Annotated in this window: 20 protein-coding genes; 12 read left to right on the top strand and 8 right to left on the bottom strand. The window is 42.0% G+C overall.

Translation table 11 applies throughout. The features are described 5' to 3' along the window. Positions 1-35: 35 nt before the first annotated feature. The 3 genes from BQ5364_RS15905 to BQ5364_RS15895 all read right to left on the bottom strand — a co-directional run bounded on the left by BQ5364_RS15905 (position 36) and on the right by BQ5364_RS15895 (position 2,145). On the bottom strand, positions 36-1,217 hold the full coding sequence (locus BQ5364_RS15905) for a site-specific integrase (protein WP_005333347.1): 1,182 nt from the start codon (positions 1,215-1,217) through the stop codon (positions 36-38). Positions 1,218-1,251: 34 nt separating this feature from the next. Next, entirely contained in the window at positions 1,252-1,446 is a 195-nt protein-coding gene (locus BQ5364_RS15900; RefSeq protein ID WP_005333349.1) for a DUF3173 domain-containing protein, read from the bottom strand. 381 nt (positions 1,447-1,827) lie between these two features. After that, positions 1,828-2,145 (bottom strand): helix-turn-helix domain-containing protein, encoded by a 318-nt coding sequence (locus BQ5364_RS15895; protein ID WP_005333350.1) that lies wholly within the window; start codon positions 2,143-2,145, stop codon positions 1,828-1,830. Between the two features lie 192 nt (positions 2,146-2,337). Here BQ5364_RS15895 and BQ5364_RS15890 point away from each other — a divergent pair, with 192 nt between their 5' ends. The 8 genes from BQ5364_RS15890 (at position 2,338) to BQ5364_RS15850 (ending at position 10,969) form a co-directional block, all read left to right on the top strand. Then, the gene (locus tag BQ5364_RS15890) at positions 2,338-2,526 is read left to right on the top strand and encodes a 2-ketoisovalerate ferredoxin oxidoreductase (RefSeq protein ID WP_425458801.1); all 189 of its coding nucleotides are present in this window, start codon (positions 2,338-2,340) and stop codon (positions 2,524-2,526) included. A gap of 398 nt (positions 2,527-2,924) precedes the next feature. After that, a complete protein-coding gene (locus BQ5364_RS15880; protein ID WP_005333353.1) occupies positions 2,925-4,064 on the top strand; it encodes a hypothetical protein in 1,140 nt (379 codons plus the stop codon). Further along, positions 4,058-5,116, top strand: coding sequence for a YqaJ viral recombinase family nuclease (locus tag BQ5364_RS15875; protein WP_005333354.1), 1,059 nt, complete (start codon positions 4,058-4,060; stop codon positions 5,114-5,116). The genes BQ5364_RS15880 and BQ5364_RS15875 overlap by 7 nt, the downstream gene beginning before the upstream one ends. A gap of 51 nt (positions 5,117-5,167) precedes the next feature. Continuing rightward, on the top strand, positions 5,168-7,405 hold the full coding sequence (recD2, locus tag BQ5364_RS15870) for an SF1B family DNA helicase RecD2 (protein ID WP_005333356.1): 2,238 nt from the start codon (positions 5,168-5,170) through the stop codon (positions 7,403-7,405). A gap of 83 nt (positions 7,406-7,488) precedes the next feature. Further along, complete coding sequence (locus BQ5364_RS15865) at positions 7,489-8,436, top strand: hypothetical protein (protein WP_005333375.1); 948 nt, start codon at positions 7,489-7,491, stop codon at positions 8,434-8,436. A gap of 54 nt (positions 8,437-8,490) precedes the next feature. Beyond that, on the top strand, positions 8,491-9,711 hold the full coding sequence (locus BQ5364_RS15860; protein WP_005333381.1) for a CHC2 zinc finger domain-containing protein: 1,221 nt from the start codon (positions 8,491-8,493) through the stop codon (positions 9,709-9,711). Next, positions 9,708-10,490: a class B sortase gene (gene srtB, locus BQ5364_RS15855; protein WP_005333383.1), complete on the top strand. Its 783-nt coding sequence runs from the start codon at positions 9,708-9,710 to the stop codon at positions 10,488-10,490. Before BQ5364_RS15860 ends, srtB begins: the two co-directional genes overlap by 4 nt. Positions 10,491-10,552: 62 nt before the next feature. Then, positions 10,553-10,969, top strand: coding sequence for a hypothetical protein (locus BQ5364_RS15850; RefSeq protein ID WP_020436703.1), 417 nt, complete (start codon positions 10,553-10,555; stop codon positions 10,967-10,969). A gap of 577 nt (positions 10,970-11,546) precedes the next feature. Here the strand turns inward: BQ5364_RS15850 and BQ5364_RS15845 are convergent. The 3 genes from BQ5364_RS15845 to BQ5364_RS15835 all read right to left on the bottom strand — a co-directional run bounded on the left by BQ5364_RS15845 (position 11,547) and on the right by BQ5364_RS15835 (position 13,523). Then, entirely contained in the window at positions 11,547-12,353 is an 807-nt protein-coding gene (locus BQ5364_RS15845) for a hypothetical protein (protein WP_021650058.1), read from the bottom strand. Beyond that, entirely contained in the window at positions 12,325-12,918 is a 594-nt protein-coding gene (locus tag BQ5364_RS15840) for an RNA polymerase sigma factor (protein ID WP_005333389.1), read from the bottom strand. The genes BQ5364_RS15845 and BQ5364_RS15840 overlap by 29 nt, the downstream gene beginning before the upstream one ends. A 149-nt stretch (positions 12,919-13,067) precedes the next feature. Then, positions 13,068-13,523, bottom strand: a complete 456-nt coding sequence (locus BQ5364_RS15835; protein WP_159431702.1) for a hypothetical protein — start codon at positions 13,521-13,523, stop codon at positions 13,068-13,070. 262 nt (positions 13,524-13,785) lie between these two features. Between BQ5364_RS15835 and BQ5364_RS15830 the strand changes: the two genes are divergently transcribed. Both BQ5364_RS15830 and BQ5364_RS15825 read left to right on the top strand, forming a co-directional pair. Continuing rightward, positions 13,786-14,724, top strand: coding sequence for a ParM/StbA family protein (locus BQ5364_RS15830; protein WP_020436706.1), 939 nt, complete (start codon positions 13,786-13,788; stop codon positions 14,722-14,724). Positions 14,725-14,728: 4 nt separating this feature from the next. Continuing rightward, complete coding sequence (locus tag BQ5364_RS15825; RefSeq protein WP_005333400.1) at positions 14,729-15,100, top strand: hypothetical protein; 372 nt, start codon at positions 14,729-14,731, stop codon at positions 15,098-15,100. A 150-nt stretch (positions 15,101-15,250) separates the two neighbouring features. Here BQ5364_RS15825 and BQ5364_RS15820 read toward each other — a convergent pair whose 3' ends face one another. Then, positions 15,251-15,580: a helix-turn-helix transcriptional regulator gene (locus BQ5364_RS15820; protein ID WP_005333402.1), complete on the bottom strand. Its 330-nt coding sequence runs from the start codon at positions 15,578-15,580 to the stop codon at positions 15,251-15,253. 413 nt (positions 15,581-15,993) lie between these two features. On the opposite strand from BQ5364_RS15820, the gene BQ5364_RS15815 reads away from it, so the two are divergent. Together BQ5364_RS15815 and BQ5364_RS15810 are read left to right on the top strand one after the other, a co-directional pair. Then, a complete protein-coding gene (locus BQ5364_RS15815; protein WP_023921559.1) occupies positions 15,994-16,434 on the top strand; it encodes a sigma factor-like helix-turn-helix DNA-binding protein in 441 nt (146 codons plus the stop codon). Beyond that, positions 16,434-16,622 (top strand): helix-turn-helix domain-containing protein, encoded by a 189-nt coding sequence (locus BQ5364_RS15810; RefSeq protein WP_005333406.1) that lies wholly within the window; start codon positions 16,434-16,436, stop codon positions 16,620-16,622. The genes BQ5364_RS15815 and BQ5364_RS15810 overlap by 1 nt, the downstream gene beginning before the upstream one ends. 130 nt (positions 16,623-16,752) lie before the next feature. Here the strand turns inward: BQ5364_RS15810 and BQ5364_RS15805 are convergent, their stop codons facing one another. Beyond that, positions 16,753-18,108, bottom strand: coding sequence for an MATE family efflux transporter (locus BQ5364_RS15805; RefSeq protein WP_005333407.1), 1,356 nt, complete (start codon positions 18,106-18,108; stop codon positions 16,753-16,755). Between the last annotated feature and the right edge of the window lie 129 nt (positions 18,109-18,237).

The following is an 18,237-nucleotide window of genomic DNA, read 5'->3' as shown; positions in this document are numbered from 1 at the left end:
CTTTGGGTGTTTGAAATTGCATTATCATTGCATTTTTATATTTCTTTGTGATACATTGCAGTATGCTGATTACTGGTATAATTAGCAATACTTTGAGAAGCTGACTGGTAGCTGAGAACCCCGGTCAGCTTCTTTGCAATCTCAATATTGGTGTTTGGATACAGATGACCATAAGTTCCTAGTGTCGTCTGTATTTTTTCATGTCCAAGACGCTCTTTAATCAGCAGTGGATTTTCGCCCATGCTGATAAGCAGGGAAGCATGCGAATGTCTCAGGGCATGAATTTTGATTCTGTGGACACCAGCTAAATTTGCCAATTTCTCTAATGCTCTTGGAAGCGTTGTTTTGCTGGTGGGTGTACTGTTATAACTCAGTACGAATCCACAATTTGGTAAAACCTTTGCCTGGACCGCCTTCCATTCTTGTAATTCCTTGATGGTATCAGCATCAATATAAATGGTACGGTTGCTTGCCTGCGTCTTAGGTTCAACGAATTTGTAGTCATTCATTGTTTTATAGTACAGTGTTTTACTAATAATCAGCATACCTGTTTCAAAATCAATATCATCCCACTGTAAGGCGGCAGCCTCTCCAATACGCATTCCAGTCATAAATAAAAGCCAGAACGAGATGAAGAGATAGTGCTCGTAGTAGTCACCTTTGTACAGCAGGGATATTACCTTCTGAAACTCCTCCAAAGTCCAGAAGTCGATCTTTACTTTTTTAGATTTGATATTGCCGATCATGCGGGCAGGATTCTTCTTTGCAAGTCCGAGGATAATCGCCCGGTCAAAAGCTAAACATAACATTCCCTGAACAATGCGTACATAGTTTGGACTGAATTGTTTTGCCAACTTGAGCTGCCAGGTCTGTACATTTATCGCTTCTATTTCGGACACTTTCTTCTTGTAGAAATAGGCAAAGTGTTTTTGAATGGTCGAGTAACGATTCTTGTAGGTACTTTCTTTCACCTGAGTTTTGTACCACGGAAGATAGATTTCTTCAATAAACTTTTTGAAGGTAATGTCTTCCTTCTTATCAGCTAATTCTTCCGTTGATGCAAGAATCAATTTGGAATACTCGGCACGGGCTTCTTTTTTTGTTGAGAATCCGCTGCGGTATTTTTGAATCTGTTTTCCGGTTACAGGATGATATCCGAGGTTGGCTCGAAAATAATAAGTGCCGTTTTCTGCTTTTTTAATTGGATCTTTTGCCATGATTTCACTCCTTACTAAAATGCAAAAAGCACGATCATTCTTGCTTATCGGGCAAAGTAATCCCTAATAATTCTTCAACGGCTTCTTTTGGAACCCTGTCTAATTTTCTGGATTGATAATAGGTATGCCCCTTTTCTACCATAAGTTCCTTTGCTTTTTTGATAATATCAGCAGCAAAGGAAGGACCGTAGCCTAATTCAATCAAATCCCTTTTTGTTACAGTTATCATGAATCTCCTTTCCACAGACAGGGAATCAACTTGATACCTGTCTATTATTATATCAAATTTTGAGTAAAAGTTCTCTAATAAAAGCGCTATAAGCTAAAATCCCAAAAGTCTATGTTATTCTTTCAGAAGCCAGTTCCTATGCCCGTTCCGGCCACGTAAAACGGTGTTACTTTGTAACTATTAAGCTGCAGGCGTGCGAAGATGCAAACTATCTGCAGTCACCTATATCAATCTCCCGAAAGATTTCTTTTGTTTTCAAGGTACGGCGAATGGATATATTACCCATTCAATTAAGGAATAGGGGGCTTTTCTTTAAGATTGAAAAATTTTAAGAAAAAATGATAAAAATAAAAGCTGCCTTGATTTGGCAGCCACGGAAATCTATTTGCGTTTTAGAGCCAGACGATTCAGCATGGAAATGAGCGCAAGCATATCCTCGTCATCGAGTTGTTTCATCAGATCAGTTGCTTTGTCAATCAGAGGAAGATTGTGCAGCTCTGAATCGAAGAACTGTTGAGGAGTGACTTCCAGATAGTCACAGATATCCAGAAAGCTCTGCATGGTAGGCAGAGAACGTCCGGAAGTGAGGGACTGGATGTAGCTTTTATTTTTGCCAAGATCCAGACTCATCTGATATTCAGATACATTTTTCTTTAAACGCAGTTCGCTGATGCGTTCTCCAATAAAGTTTTTATCCATACATTTACACCTCTCTTCCACATTTTAAACTATTTACTTACAGCAAATTACGGAATAAAATAGAGATATATTTGAAATATAGTGATTATTCCGTAATATAACCGTAATTTACTAAAATGATACAAAAAAAGAAATTATGGATGATAGAAAATGGATTTTGGGGTATGATGATAGCAAAGGAAGTGGATGTCTGTGCGGATTATAGGAAATGAGCAGGAAATTGAATGGGCGAAGGAAGCACTGCGGAATCAATGTAACGATTGTCCCTACTTGGACTGCTGTAATGAAAAGGCGAAAGAGGAGTCAAAGCAGTGTGGAACGGTTCGGTTTGGCTGCCGGGAGTATCTGAAAGAGAAGATTGAATTCGTAGTAGAAAAATAGATGTAGTATTTTGAACAAATATAAACACCATATATAGTATAAGCCTGAATTGACATGAGGAATATCTTGTGCTAGTATACTGATATAGTTTATTTTATGCACACCCTTTTTGGGGAGTTTCGGGATTCATAAGAATCTCCAAACTTACAGGAAACAGCAGGAGCTGATTCCTGGCATAAGTAGTTTATGTTTGTAGTGAGTGTCACGGTATGCCTTTTTTGGCTGCGTGGCACTTTTGTTTTTTCAGGAAGAAACCAGACTTTTAAGAATGAACAGAGAAAAGACTCTCTTTTCATTCTTTTTTTGTGCTTACATTTAGGTTTCGGCATAGTTGCATGCCACAACCAGCTTCGGCTGTTGATGGATAAATATTATTTTAAGAAAGGTGGAATAAGAACATGAATGAAGCAAGAGTGTATGCAGATGGATTTGAGAGATCCTTTGCAGAAGTAAAAGATCTGCTGGAGTTTCTGGCAGAGAGAGGAAGAAATGCCAAATGGATCAGAAAGCCAACGAATACGTTACGGCTGGCACCACTGGAAAAGGAGGCTCAAAATCTGGATGCGGCAGATGCATCCATGGAAGAAATTTTGGAGGATACAGAGAAGAATACGCAGCTTGTACTGAAAATGAGAGGAGAATCCTATCCGGTACGTGACTGTGCCATCCGCACCATTTTAAGCCGCGCAGGTGTCAATGGAGACGGGCTTCGCAAGCTGGATAAGGCAACATATGCGAAGGTAGTCAATTACTGCCTGCGGGTTGCAAAAGGGGATGCCCTGATTAAGATTGCGGACGGAAAGGTTTCCGCAGTACATGGCGGGGATAAACATGATTATTGCATCCTTGATATGAAAGCCATGTTTGAGACAACCTGCGAATATCTGAATCTGAATTTCAAAGGCAGTGTTTACATGGAGGGCTCTGGTATCTATGACCATTCCATTGTATCTGCCATGTGGAAGCTCGGAGGAAGTCAGGAACTTCTGGATACTTACCGAAAAGCACTGGATGCACACGGAATGGATGAGAAGATCCTGTCACCGGCACTTCGTTTTACCACATCTGACGTGGCAGCGAGCGGTGCAAATCTGTATCCGATGCTTTTGACAGACGGACCAAACGGCGTTATCAGTCTGGGAAGTCCAATCAAGCTGGCTCACGATAAAGGGGCAACGATTCTGGACTTCCGGAAAAATCTGGAGCAGGTATGCGCCCGCTATGTGGATGCGATGAAGAATCTTACTCAGCTTATGGACATTGAGATCCGTAATCCGGTGAACTGCCTGAAGCTGCTGATGAAGGAACTTGGCATTAAACAGAAGATCCGGAATGAGGTGGTGGAGCTATTTGTATCCCAGAACGGGGAAGGTGCCTGTACGGCACATGATCTTTATTATGCCATGAATGAAGCCTCCTTTTTTGCAGCCTGTGAAGGAATGTCCGGACAGGGCATCCTGAAGCTGGAGGAGGATATTACGAAGGCGCTTATAAAAGACTGGAAAAAATATGACGTTTATGGAGCAGTCAAATGTTAGGAGGAATTGGAATGAATAACAAAGCAGAGTATACACCGGAAAAGGTTGTGGATATCAGTAACCTGTCAAGAGAAGACTGGTTGGAATACCGCAAAAAAGGAATCGGCGGCAGTGATGTAGCGGCAATCATGGGGATCTCTCCATTTGCCACTATCCGGGATCTGTTTTACAACAAAACAGGTGTGCAGCCGGTCATTCAGGAGGAAGAGGAAAGCAACTGGGTTGCCAAGGAAGTCGGACACCGGCTGGAAGATCTGGTGGCAGAAATCTTTTCCAAAAAGACCGGACTGGAAGTATTTCCGGTACGTGTCATGTTCCGGCATCCATTATATCCGTTCATGCTTGCAGATGTGGATTTTTTTGTTCGTATGCCGGATGGGACATTTGCGATTCTGGAATGTAAAACCTGCAATTATAATGCGAAAGATAAGTGGGCTGATGAGGGTATTCCAGCTCATTATGTGCTGCAGGTAAGGCATTATCTGTCTGTGATGAATATGCAGAAAGCCTTTATCGCATGCCTGTATGGAAATAACGAGAATGAGTTTGTGTATCGCACCATTGAGCGTGATCTGATTGAGGAAGAAGACATCATTGATCAGGAAACGTATTTCTGGCAGGAACATGTATTGAAAAATGTAGTACCGCCGCATAACGGGAATTCCGATCTGGTTCTGGCAAATATCCGTAATTATGGTGGTTTTGCAGACAAATCTATTCCGGAAATTGTGCTTTCCGGTCTGGAATCAAAAAATCTTGAGAAGTATCTTACCCTTTCGGAGGAAAAGTCACAGTTGGAAAAACGGAAAAAGGAAATCGAAGCAGAACAGCGGGCAATCAGTGTTCCTTTTGTGGAACAGCTGGGGCAGGGCTGCAAGGCAGTGCTGGAGGACGGTACGAACCGTTACCGTATTACCTATAATCCGACCAGACGTACTTCGGTTGGGAAAGACCAGATGGAGAAGCTGAAAAACCAGCATCCGGATATCTATGAGGAATATACAAAAACAACGGAGAGCCGTACTTTCCGAATTAAGAAGGAGGCGGCGTAATGAGAAAACCAAATGAACGGATGCGGATAAAAAGCTGGAGGGATATAAACAATGAGGTGCAGATTTAAACATAAGATTTTCCAGAATGAGGAGAATGGGTATACGATTGCCATATTCACCACACAGGATACGTCTGTCCCCCTGTCAGCCAGAGACAAATATCTGGCATCCCGGAATATCATCGGCTTCTCAGCGATTGGATTCGGTCTTCCGCTTACAGACGAGATTGAGCTTGAGATGGAAGGCAGATGGGAGAGCGGAGAGCATGGAACTCAGTATCAGGTGGAAAATTTCATGGAGGTTGTACCACGGACAAAGGAGGGTATCTTAGGATACCTTTCTTCCGGTGCAATCAAAGGTATCGGTCCCAAGATGGCAGATACTATTTTCCGGAAGTTTGGGCTTCAGACACTGGAAATCATGGAAAACAACCCGCAGGAACTCTTGAAGATCCGTGGAATTTCCGAGAAGAAGCTGGCTGCTATTGTGGAGTCCTATGGAAAAAACCAGGTGTTCCGGGAACTGATGACGTTTCTGGCGCCTTTTAAGGTAACACCCAAAAAAGTGAATATGATTCTGAAGAAATTCGGAAATGAATCGGTGGATATTATCCGGCACCGCCCTTACATGCTGAGTGCAGTCAAAGGCTTCGGGTTTCTGACTGTGGATGCGATCGGAAGACAGTGCTGCTGTGCACTCAATGATCCCATGCGGATATCCGGGTGCATCGGACATATCATGAATCAGGCAATGAAAGAAGGACATCTGTTTAAGCAGCGTCAGGAGGTTATCAGGGAAGCACTGGAAATGCTGAACCGGGATCTGCAGGTCATGGCAGTATCGGAGCAGGATGTCAGTCAGGTGCTTTACCGGCTGGTGCTGCAAAAAAGCATTGTTGTGGAGGAAGAACGGATCTATTCTATCCGGCAGTATGAAGAAGAAACACAGACCGCTTCCATGATAGCCAGACGGCTTTTGGAGAAGCCGGTTTTGCTGTCCATTGAACCGGAGCTGGAAAAGGCACAGAAGACACTGGGGATCACGCTGTCAGAAACACAGAAACAGGCAGTGCGGATGGTGTTTGCACATCCCATCAGTATTATTACCGGAGGTCCCGGAACCGGAAAGACAACGGTTCTCAAGGTGATTCTCTATATCCATCAGGCGTTATGCAGGTCAGAGGTACAGCTTATGGCTCCGACCGGACGTGCGGCAAGACGTATGGTGGAGAGTACCGGCTGTGAAAATGCATCCACGATGCATCTGGCCCTGGGGCTTTTGGGAGATGATACGGATTTTGAACCGGATTTTGAGTACCTGTCTGCCGGATTTCTAAATGTAGATGAGGTGTCCATGGTGGACATGCATCTTGCCTATGAATTTTTCCGGCGGGTTAGCAGACATGCCAGAGTCCTTTTAGTCGGGGATAAGAACCAGCTTCCATCCGTAGGAGCCGGGGATGTGTTCCGGCAACTGATTGCCTGCGGGCTGATTCCGGTCACGGTACTGGATCTGGTTTACCGGCAGGGCGCTTTGAGCAGCATACCTTATAATGCAAAACTGATGCAGGAGAATAAGACTAATCTGAGCTTTGGGGAGGATTTTCAGTTCATTGCCTGTAAAGGAGCAGATGAAGCGGCAGAGATTGTCCGGAGGATTTATCTGGACGAGATTGCAAAAAACGGCATGGATCAGGTACAGATCCTGACTCCGTATCGGAAACGCAGTGCTGCCGGAGTGGATGAATTGAACAAATCTCTGGAGGATTTTGTAAATCCGCCAATCGCAGGGAAGAAGGAACTGCATATCGGCAGTCAGGTGTTCCGGGTTGGCGATAAGATTTTACAGAATAAAAATACCGAGATGGCGAGTAACGGCGATCTGGGCAGGATACTGGACTGTATCACGGATGAGGATGGAAATGCCAGGGCAGTGATCGGATTCCCGGATGGGCGGCAGGTGCAATATGAAGCTGACCAGATGGAAATGATCGAACATGCTAACGCAACAACCATCCATAAGGCACAGGGTTCCGAATGTCCGGTTGTCATCATCCCTTGGGTAAAAGCCTTTTATATGATGCTGAAGCGCAATATTCTCTATACCGGAGTGACCAGAGCGAAAAGCAAGGTTTATCTGGTAGGGGAATGGGCTGCAGTCTGTCAGGCAATCCATACGGATGACAGCGGGACAAGGAACACCATTCTGAGTGAGCGGATCGTACAGTATTACGATCAGTATCAGAGTGAACAGAAACCGGAAATGGAGCAGTTAAAACTTGTTGTTTAAAAATATTTTTCAATTTTTGAAATAAGCGGACTATTACTCTTATATAGGGGAACGTCTGCTTTTCTAAATGAAAGGAGCAGAGAATGAAAGAATTATTGTATAAGAAATCAGAGGCAGTTGCCGCTTTGAACCGTGTGGATGGCTTCCATCCGATGGAACTGGCAAGAAAGATTGGAGAAGAAGGGCAGGAGGAGCAGCTTTATCTGGATGTGAAATACCGGAAGCTATGGTTTCGTCTGGTCAATCCGGCAGGAAAGATCATCAGCCGGATTATCACTTTCACAGAGAACATGGCAGTTGTGGAAGCACGTATCTATCTGGATAAATGTGATCAGGAAGACAATTATGTAGCCAATTCCTTTTCGCAGAAATTCCGGAGCGATGACCCGAAGTTTGGAGACAAATTTCTGGAAATGGCAGAAACAGCAGCCGTAGGAAGGGCATTATCGGATGCCGGATATGGTGTGCAGTTTGCGGATGTGGGAGAGGAAAATGATCCTGCACAGGTAGATGCCGGAATTCCATATCAGAATCCACAGATGCCGGATTCAGGTGCCATGGAAAATGCAGCCATGCCGGATTCGGGTGTCATGCCAAATGCCCCTATGCCAACTTATGGAGAGATGCCAGGTCAGCCGGAATATGCAGGCCAGCAGATGATGAATCAGTTCTATCAGCAGGCACAGGCGGCGGGAAGCACCATTTACCATGGCAGTGGACAAATGCCTGGCTACGGTTCCGCTCCGGCTGCCTCTACGCCGCCAAAGACCGGACAGATGCTGCAGGGAGCATTACAGAATCTGGATACGTCCCTTCCGGTAGAAGAACTGATGAAACACATGAACTATGAAATGGCAGTCGGGACTGTGATTCCGGGAAAGGGAAAATACGGCGGAAAGACCATGGGACAGGTGGCAGTTGAAAGCCCGTCAACGATCCAGTGGTTTGCCGAGCAATATTCCGGACCGAACAATCTGGTTCCGGCGGCAGCAAAGGTAATTTTACAAAAAGCAATGCCGATGGCTGGTTAAGGAAGAACCCCGCAGAGAGCTTTTTTCTGCGGGGGAAAGGAGGAAGAGACCGGGATGTATTATGATATGTCTGGGTTTGATTATGGAATACTGGATGTGGTGCAGGTGCTGCATCTCAGAAAGCGGCGGGGAAACTATTATGACTGCCCGTTTTGTGGAGAGACGCATGGAAAACTGAATATCAATGTGGAAAAGAATGTATTCCGGTGCAACCGCTGTGATGCGTCCGGGGGGATGCTGAAGCTTTATGCGGATTTGCACAATGTTACACTCTCCGAAGCAAATCAGCAGATCCGGGAAGCATTAGGAAAAGGAGAATACCGGACGGATTATATCAAAGCAACGCCGGTACAGGAAGAAAAGGCAACGGCAGAGCTTGCACCCATAGAGGAAATCCACCGGACGTATCAGAGAATGCTGTCCATGCTCACGCTTAACAGGAAGCATCAGGAGGATCTGCAAAGACGAGGATTAAAACCGGAACAGATCGAAGCACAGCGTTACCGGAGTGTCCCGCTGTTTGGAATGAAGAAGCTGGTCAAAAGGCTGGCAGAAGAAGGATATATGGTGAAAGGCGTGCCGGGATTCTACCGGGATACAGACGGAAACTGGACGATTAACTTCAAAGCAGAAAACTCAGGAATCCTGATTCCCATAGTTTCTTTGGACGGGTTCATCCAGGGTTTTCAGATCCGGGTAGATCATGTGACTGACACGAAAAAATATATCTGGCTGTCCAGTGTCAATTATGACCAGGGAGTTTCCTCCGGAAGTCCGGTACATGTGATCGGTGATCTTGCCGCAGAACGTGTCTATCTGACCGAAGGAGCCTTAAAAGGGACCATAGCCCATTATCTGTCCGGCGCTACCTTTGTGTGCGTTGCCGGAGTGAACCAGTACCGGAATCTGAAACCGGTGCTGGAGCGGATGAAAGGATATGGGATGAAACAGCTTTTGGAGGCGTATGACATGGATAAGAAGATGAAAGTAGCCTGCAATAAGCATGACAGTAAGTGTGCGGTCTGTTTTGAGCGTTCCCCTGTTATCTGCCAGCATAAGGCGGAGAAACGGAGGATTATCCAGAACGGCTGCAATAAGGTCTATGAAATCTGCCGGGAGCTTTCCCTGCCGATGAACCGGATGGTCTGGGATATGGACGAGAGCGGGGAGTGGAACGGGAAACACAAGGGGATTGATGACTATTTAGCCGCCATCAAACAGAAGGAAGGAACCGGGGCACAGACTTCGGCTCTTCCGAAAGGAGAACAATCATGAGAAAAAAAGGAAATACGGTTCTTGCAGGACTCATTATCTGCCTGTTGCTTGTTTTTCTCGCAGCGGCAGGAAAACTCTTTGGTGCTTATCTGAAGTATCAGAAAGGGGACGTAAGTTACGAGAAACTGCAGGAATATGTTCAGGAACCAGAGGAAGAAGAATCACCGGAGTCTGAGAAAGAAAAGGAGGAACCTAAGAATAGGTATCTAGAAATTGATTTTGCAGGTTTAAAAGCGGTTAATCCGGATGTCATAGCGTGGATTCAGATTCCGGCACTGGATATTAGTTATCCGGTGGTACAGGGGAAAGATAATGCATATTATCTTCATCACCTTTTTTCGGGAGAATCCAATATCAACGGGAGCATCTTTGTGGACTGCCATAATCAGCCGGACTTTACGGATCAGAATACGATCGTGTACGGGCATAATATGAAAAACGGGAGCATGTTCGGAACTCTGGATAAGTACCAAGACAAAGAGCTATTTGAACAACATCCGGAGTTTTATCTCTATTTGCCGGACAAGATCCTCAAGTATCGTATCTTTTCCTGCTATGCGGGAAGAACCGGAAGTGAGGGATATAGGTATCATTTCCCGGAAGCGGAAGATTTTCAGACGTTTCTGGATACGGTGTCTTCTTATAGGGATTATGATACCGGCACCGAGCTGTCGGCAACGGATCGGATAGTTACGCTGTCTACCTGTGTCAATTCCAGACGGAATTATCGCTATCTGGTACATGGAAAATTAAGCAGTGAGATCATCACAGAGGAATAAAAGAATCGTGCTGGTGTGAGAAGAAATTTCTTATGCCAGCTTTTATTATGGGAGGAAATGTAATGGGAACAGCATTGGTTATGGAACATGCAAACGCACTGGCACAGATGATAGTCAGTGAAAAGGACAAGTTATTTGATGAAAGAGTGGAGGCTCTTGTAAAACTTTATAGAAGGGCGGAATTTTATCTGAAGCAGGGATTTCTGGAGAGCATCGTCTGCGAGTTCCATCGGAAGAAAGTGGAAATGATTATGCAGGCGGAAACAAAAGGAGAGATTACGGAAATACTGAAGTTATCAAAACCGCATTTTGACGGGAAAAAATTTGTCTATACCTCTCCGTATGCTGTGGAAGAGGAAGAGCTTCTCCTTTGGTCTCTGACATCACTGCAAGGTCCACTCCGGGATGAAGGGTATCGAAGATATCGGGAATTATTTGAGAAGTGCCTGCCGGAGATGGCAGAAAAGATTCCGGCGTAGAACAATGGCATAACAAAGGAACGAAAAAACTATCTTTTATTTTACTGTAATTTCACTCTTTATTGAATCTGCAATACTTTACAAAGTTTTTTACGGAAAAATGCTTCGGATTAATATACTTAACACCAGTATCTATCAGCTTAAATTTTGAATAACCAAACACCAGTGTTTCATTATTCACAAAAATCGTCATCTATCCAGAAAGCAGGTAAAATATGTTCACAATAATCAGAGTATTTTCTGCATTCAATACATTCTTCATCTAAAGAATCTACGCCGACATAATGAATATGATAATCTACAGTATCGTTTACAAATCTTTCAAGGAAGATGTTCAAAACAAAGGCTACTCTATCATCACAATAAACATAACCAATTAAATTCTTATGAATGATACAGTAAACGAGATAAACACAGCGTGTATCAACGATGCAGTTGAAATTGTATCCAGATTAAAGCCTATTTATACTTTAAAGCATGCACGGAGACAGCAAGAAGACCTATTCCTGTACGGAAGAGGTCTTCCTGTCCTTATACTAAAGTTAATTGGTATGCTGAAGTCCCGCAAAAGCAACATTTAATTTACCTCCAGATTACCGCTTTTAAGAGATAGATAATCGGAACTTCCGCTAAGCAGATAGAAAAAATATTCCCCTTTTTCATCTGGTGAGAAACTATATTTTCCACTCAGTTCATCGAACACTTCTCCTTCATACATTATCCCGTCTTTTACATAACCGATAATCAAATCTTGGGATACTGTAATGTCTGATTTATATTTATCAAACGAAATGACTATATTATCTTTATCAGTTAGTTCCCATCCCTTTCCATTGTCTTGTGTAAGTACACAAAGTGAATTGTTGATTAGAATTATTTCTGGAATGATATATATTTCATCTGATTTATCAGTAGGAATCTCTACTATTGATGATGGTATGAAATTAGGCATCAGACTGCTTTTAACAATTCTGCTTTCAGGAAATTCTGATGAAGATTTGGCTAATTCCTCAATATCAACAACTTTCCCCTTTTCATTGGTATATACACCGTCTTTTAATATGATGTAGCTTCTATCATTGGTTTCTGTCCCGATTAAATGTCGATTGCTGTCATCAATTAAAGCCGATGTTAACAGATGACTGATTGCAGCATATACAGGCATACACAAAAACACTGAAACCACAGTTACAATAATTGCAGTTCTATAAGTGAACTTTAAAGGCTTATGTTTTGAAGCTGTTTTACAAAATACATTTTGACGTATCTTTTGTTTGGAATATTTTTTCAGTATTTTATTGCAATCATGAAAATACACTTCCTCAATAAAAGATTCATCAATTTCACTCATTAACTCATTCAAAGAAAATTTTACAGTCTTCATATCTAAATCCCTTCTTTTCCATTTTTAGTTTTAATTTTTTACGTCCGCGTAACAGTTTGGATTTTACTGTAGATTCTTTTAATCCGGTTTCTTCTGCTATTACAGCGATTGTCTTAGTGTAATAGTAGTACGAGATAAAACATTTTCTTTCGTCAACTGATAGTTCATATATGCTTTCTTTTAAGCATTTGATTACTTCTTCTTTTAACGGCCCGTATTCAATATGTTCGTTCGTTCCAACCTGAAACGCATCTTCGTAATTTTCAAAATGCATCTTAGAGGTTTTTCGTAATGCGTTTTTTGCCATGTTTCTTGCGATTGTTCCTAAATAGGGTTTGAATGTGCTGTAGTTATCTGTATCTAAATCTGCACTGTAATTCCATAGAGCTACAAAAACATTAGACACGACCGCCTCCTTGTCTTCATATGGCAAAGCACTTCCAATAATATTCTCGACTATGTATACAACATATCTGTAGTATTTGTTCATACATATTTTTAAAGCGCGCTCATCTTTATTTTTTAGTTCGAGCATCAGTTGTTTCTCATCTATGTTAAATAACATGCTTCTACCTCATAAATTCAGTGAATACTATAGCAGTGGTTTAATAATGGGAATGTGTATTTTCAAAAAAGGGAACCGAGAAACCAAGTTAAAAAGCTTCAATTAAAATCAGGATAAGTACTCACCAGCACTTGAAATATTTTCCACTATTAAAATGTAATAGAAAATGATTTGATTGTAAAGGCATCAGAGGACAGATTAGTTACCATGCCGTAATAGTAATCAGTTGCCTGTGTCGTAAATCCTGAACGCAAACCACTTGCTGTAATCTCACGCACAAATTCTGATGAAGGTCCAGCTACGTATGCGCGTACTCTTGAACGATGAAAAGCAGAACGGCTCAAAGTGTAATTTATAGTTATGTATCTGCCGCTATTACAATAAAGTCCCATACTGTTATTTGATGGTGTTAATATGGCGACTTCGCCATTTTTCAATGTGATTCCGCGCCAAGTATATCGGGCATATGCATTTGGAATAACACCTTCTTCAACAACTTTCTGCAGGCTTTCGTTAGCAAACACAGTGTACTTCCATTCAATCATATTAGGGTCATCTGTAAGCGGCTCTGCTGCAAAAACATTAACACTTAGCGACAGCATCATAACGAGTGTTAGGATAAAACTGATTATTTTTTTATAAGCCTTCATATATGTACACGACTCCTTTCCAAGGTTCCCTTTGTAATAAGATACACAGTAAATATTGTAACGGTTGCATTTATTTAAAAAATTAAAAAAGATAATTTTTAATTTTTGTTTTTTGAATTTTTTGATTGGTAAAATAAGAAAATGGATTATAAAGAGTTGCACTCTAGGTACCTCCTACGTACAGAATAAGTATCAAATACAAAGGAGTGAAATCATTATGATTAAAAAATTAAGAGTAGCCGTGGATCACGGGAACCGGAACATGAAAACCTGTCATTTTATCTTTACCACAGGACTGACGGAACAGGATAAAAAGCCTGCCAGGGGAGAGAAGTATCTGAAATATCAGGGAAAGTATTATACCCTTAGTGAGAAGCGGATTCCGTACCAGAGGGACAAGACGCAGGACAGCCGGAACCGATTCTGGATTCTGACTTTATTTGCCATTGCAATGGAGCTGGAGCAGAAAAGCCAGATCCAGCCGGAGGATGTCATTCAGGTGGAACTTCCGATTGGGCTTCCGCCGAAGCATTTTGCAGAGCTTTGTGAGAGATATGAACGCTATTTCAAAGGGGACGGGAAGGTGCAGGAACTGTGCTTCAACGATAAAGTCTATCACCTCTGTATACAGAATGTAATGGCGTTTCCGCAGGATTATGCAGCCATGATGACGAGGATGATGGAAATCCGTGAGATTCCGAAAGTCGTAGGGATTGATATTGGCGGATTTACTTCTGATTATCTTCTGATGAGAAGTGGCAGACCGGATATGGATTATTGTGATTCTCTGGAAAAAGGTGTGATTACCATGTATAACGATATCATTTCCAGTATTAACAGTGAATATGACATGCTTCTGGAGGAGGCAGATATCGACAGTATCATCAAGGGAAAAACGCAGTATTATGAGGAAGCTGTTGTACAGGCAGTAGAAACCATGGTTCAGAATTTTGTTACCGATCTTCTGAACAGCATCCGAGAGCGGGGCATTGATACAAAATCTACTTATACGGTGTTTATCGGCGGCGGAGCAGTGCTTCTGGAACGATTTCTGGAGCAGGCAGACCGGTTGGGAAAACATACCTTTATCCGGGATATGAAAGCAAATGCCGATGGATATGATCTTTTGTATCGCATGACACAGGCTGGAGTGTGATTTTATGGGAAAGAAAAATCCGTTTGTATTCACTATTGGTTTTGATAAGTCGGATCCAGATCACGTGTATGTGACAGAACTTCTGAATACGACAGAGAAAAAAGCAAAACTGATCGTTGCGGCAATTCTGGCATATACGGGAAGAACGGATGAGACAGGTAATGGCAGTATAAGCATGGAACCGGATATGCTCCGGCCAATGATGCAGCAAATCATCCGGGAAGAAGTAAGAAAGGTATTGGAAGGGCAGGACGTTTCTAAGATAAATAGAGAAATGCCCACAGAAGTTGATTTGATGGAAGAAGAACCGCTGCGGATGGATCAGACTATGAGACAGAATGTAGTGGATGCTATCAGTGCATTTCGCAGGGCATAAAAAAGCAGGAGAGATACACATGCTTATGGCAGTGTACTCTCCTGTTCTTTGTATCAGAATGGGAATAGACAGAAAACTCACAGACTATTCACAGATTACTCACAGATTGTCTTTGTATAATGTGTAGATGATGAAGGATACGGGAGAGCCTTAACTTAGGTTCTTGAATCCATCCAGAAGTCCACGCAGTGTAGAAAGGGCAAGCTGTTTCTGCTCCTCCGGGCAGGAATTTAGTTCTGCCATGATTTGCTGCATGGTAGAATCCGGGTTCGTTTTCTGGTTAGAAAATATAGCATCTATGGAAATATGTAAGTAAGTTGCCAAGGCATAAAGTGTTTCCAACTGTGGATTGCCAATATAGTTTTCAATATCAGAGACAGTCCGTAAAGAAATCTTTGCCTGTTCCGCAAGGCTGTTTTGCGAAAGATTGCGGCGGAGACGTTCTTCCCTGACTGCATCTCCCAATAATTTTTTCACCATCTATATCACCTCACTTAATGCATATATTTTATCGTAGATTAACACTATACGAAATGCGTTAAAGTGCGTTATGATAAGCAGGATAACACATGCACAAATAGAGAAACATGGAAGTAAGTACGACAGACATGAATGGACAGCATAAGATAAAAGCCAAAGAGGAACTGAATCTGTTAAAAAAATCTTATCCATACAATGTGTCGGAGAGAAGTTAGAATATGCAGTATATGAGATACTATCATCGCATATCCTACACAATTACATAGAAAGAGAAGTATCGGCTGGACTACGAATAGAGTGGTCCAGCCTTTCTTTTTTTCGAAAAAATGAAGGCAGTGTCACGTTTTGTTGCCGCTCACCGCCATCCTCGGAATTTTTTGGAACGTGATAAAAAATTTCGGAGGATAAAACAAATGAACAAAAAAACATATACAGGATCAAAGATACAAAATCACTTTACAGCATATCTGATACAGTTTGTCCGTGGAAAACGACATGATTATCTGGAGAAGAAAATCCAGATGGCTGATGCAGAAGAACTGTTGGAGGATATTGGACAGATGGAGGCAAGAATTGTAATCGAAGAATTGCTGGAGAACCAAACGAGGGAGCAGCTTTTATTGCAGGAGGCACAGGGGAAATATCCAGAATGGAATAAGATGTCAGATGAAAGACTGATGAAAGCGCTTCATACGCTGCGGGATGAAGAACGGAAGCTGATTTACCAGCATGTGTTTGAAGAACGTACTTTTGAGGAAATGAGCAGGCTAAACGGGTTATCAGAGGAGCGATGCAAGGGTATTTATTATTATGCAATCCGGAAGATCCGCAAGGTGATGGGAGGTGAAAACTAATGAATTTTGAACGATTACTTTTAAAGGCAAAAGAAGGAAATGCAGATGCGGTACTGAAGATTTTAGAGATATATAAGCCGCTTTTAATTAAGAATGCGATTGTGAATGGCAGATTTGATGAAGATCTGTATCAGGAACTGGTAAGTACATTGCTTCAGTGTATCCAGAGATTCCAGATAATTGAGTAAGTTATCTTAAACAAAGGCTGCAATCACTCTCAGGGGAGTAACATCCTCTGGGAGTGATTGTTTTTTGAAGGGTGATATTGCCTCAGTTCGAAGCGGCAGACGGTGTTGATCTATTATGTTGCCTGATGCTTTAATGCTCTTTTGTTGTTGCCAGTTCTTTATGAAGATGTAGAGCCATAAACACAGTAACAATAGCAGAAATTACATCGGCAATCGGTTGTGCATATAGTATTCCATTTATGCCCCAGAATGATGGGAGCAACAGAATGATCGGAACAAAGCAAATACCTTGTCGGCAAGCCCCAAGAACGAATCCGGCGGTGCCTTTTCCAAGTGCAAGAAACAGAGAAGAATACACTGTGTAAAATCCAAATACGAAGAAGGAAAATCCATTTGCCATTAGCGATTTTTGACCTACAGAAATCATCTCTGTATTGCCTTCTGTAAATTGCGAAATAATCTGTGTGGAAAATAGGGCTATTGTCAATCCCACAACTACACAAAATATTGTTGACCATAAGATAGAAGTTTTAATTGCTTCCCTGAGCCGATCAAACTTTTTGGCACCATAGCTAAAGCCGGCAATTGGTTGGAAACCTTTTAAGAAGCCGAACACAACCAGAGTTCCCATTGAAGTGATTCTTGTAACAGCGCCCATTCCGGCGATAACAGCATCTCCATAGATATTAGCTTCCCGGTTTATGAATGCGATAGAAAGGCTTGTAAGAAGCTGGAAAGTCAATGTGGGTATACCGATTTTCAGAATTTCAGTTATGATCTGCTTAGAAGGACAAAATTCCTTAATGGAAAATGTAAAAGCGCTTTTTTTCTGTAATGCATAAATTAAATATACAAGAGTAGAAGCCATTTGAGAAATTGCTGTAGCGATTGCCGCACCAGCAACCCCCATGTCGAGAGTATAGATGAAAATAGGATCTAAACCAATATTCAATACAGCTCCTAATAATAATGCACACATAGTTGTTTTTGCGGCGCCTTCACTTGCAACGATATTGTTCATCGTTACATTAAATACATTGAAAATACATGAAATAACATAGATTCTTCCATAAGAAAGGGCGTATGGCATAATCGTGTCTGTTGCACCTAACATGGTTAAAATAGGTTTCAAAAAAATTGCAGTTCCGATAATAATAACTGCGCCAATACAAACACTGCTGTATAATGCAGTACTGGCGACTTTACTTGCAGCTTCCCTATCTCCTCGCCCTAAAAGTCTTGATAAGTAGGAGGCGGCACCATTGCCAAACATCAGACCTAAACCAACAACTACTTGTCCTAAAGGAAACGCAATGGAAATTGCACCCATTTGACTCTCGCCAAGTCCTCCTATGAAATAAGCATCCACCAAATTGTAGAGAGCGTTAATAAGCATACCAATCATTATCGGTATACCAAGAGCCATTAGTGCTTGGGGAACAGGTGCATTTCCTAATAAATCCATTTTGTTGTTATTCTTGTTCATTTCAAATACTCCTTTCAATTAAGAATATAAATTATAGTAGTATAAATTATAGTATACTACGTGAGAGAATACTACTATAATTTATAGTAGTTGTCAAGCGTGTATCCTGCAATTTCCTTGACAAGAGGT

The sequence above is a fragment of the Coprococcus phoceensis genome, from assembly GCF_900104635.1.
Lineage (GTDB): Bacteria > Bacillota > Clostridia > Lachnospirales > Lachnospiraceae > Faecalimonas > Faecalimonas phoceensis.
This window is presented reverse-complemented; position numbering and strand designations above follow the sequence as displayed.

Excerpts from the sequence above, each read along its gene's own strand:
- BQ5364_RS15905 (WP_005333347.1), bottom strand. The coding sequence starts at position 1,217 with ATGGCAAAAGATCCAATTAAAAAAGCAGAAAACGGCACTTATTATTTT.
- BQ5364_RS15900 (WP_005333349.1), bottom strand. The coding sequence starts at position 1,446 with ATGATAACTGTAACAAAAAGGGATTTGATTGAATTAGGCTACGGTCCT.
- BQ5364_RS15895 (WP_005333350.1), bottom strand. The coding sequence starts at position 2,145 with ATGGATAAAAACTTTATTGGAGAACGCATCAGCGAACTGCGTTTAAAG.
- BQ5364_RS15880 (WP_005333353.1), top strand. The coding sequence starts at position 2,925 with ATGAATGAAGCAAGAGTGTATGCAGATGGATTTGAGAGATCCTTTGCA.
- BQ5364_RS15875 (WP_005333354.1), top strand. The coding sequence starts at position 4,058 with ATGTTAGGAGGAATTGGAATGAATAACAAAGCAGAGTATACACCGGAA.
- recD2 (WP_005333356.1), top strand. The coding sequence starts at position 5,168 with ATGAGGTGCAGATTTAAACATAAGATTTTCCAGAATGAGGAGAATGGG.
- BQ5364_RS15865 (WP_005333375.1), top strand. The coding sequence starts at position 7,489 with ATGAAAGAATTATTGTATAAGAAATCAGAGGCAGTTGCCGCTTTGAAC.
- BQ5364_RS15860 (WP_005333381.1), top strand. The coding sequence starts at position 8,491 with ATGTATTATGATATGTCTGGGTTTGATTATGGAATACTGGATGTGGTG.
- srtB (WP_005333383.1), top strand. The coding sequence starts at position 9,708 with ATGAGAAAAAAAGGAAATACGGTTCTTGCAGGACTCATTATCTGCCTG.
- BQ5364_RS15850 (WP_020436703.1), top strand. The coding sequence starts at position 10,553 with ATGGGAACAGCATTGGTTATGGAACATGCAAACGCACTGGCACAGATG.
- BQ5364_RS15845 (WP_021650058.1), bottom strand. The coding sequence starts at position 12,353 with ATGAAGACTGTAAAATTTTCTTTGAATGAGTTAATGAGTGAAATTGAT.
- BQ5364_RS15840 (WP_005333389.1), bottom strand. The coding sequence starts at position 12,918 with ATGTTATTTAACATAGATGAGAAACAACTGATGCTCGAACTAAAAAAT.
- BQ5364_RS15835 (WP_159431702.1), bottom strand. The coding sequence starts at position 13,523 with ATGATGCTGTCGCTAAGTGTTAATGTTTTTGCAGCAGAGCCGCTTACA.
- BQ5364_RS15830 (WP_020436706.1), top strand. The coding sequence starts at position 13,786 with ATGATTAAAAAATTAAGAGTAGCCGTGGATCACGGGAACCGGAACATG.
- BQ5364_RS15825 (WP_005333400.1), top strand. The coding sequence starts at position 14,729 with ATGGGAAAGAAAAATCCGTTTGTATTCACTATTGGTTTTGATAAGTCG.
- BQ5364_RS15820 (WP_005333402.1), bottom strand. The coding sequence starts at position 15,580 with ATGGTGAAAAAATTATTGGGAGATGCAGTCAGGGAAGAACGTCTCCGC.
- BQ5364_RS15815 (WP_023921559.1), top strand. The coding sequence starts at position 15,994 with ATGAACAAAAAAACATATACAGGATCAAAGATACAAAATCACTTTACA.
- BQ5364_RS15810 (WP_005333406.1), top strand. The coding sequence starts at position 16,434 with ATGAATTTTGAACGATTACTTTTAAAGGCAAAAGAAGGAAATGCAGAT.
- BQ5364_RS15805 (WP_005333407.1), bottom strand. The coding sequence starts at position 18,108 with ATGAACAAGAATAACAACAAAATGGATTTATTAGGAAATGCACCTGTT.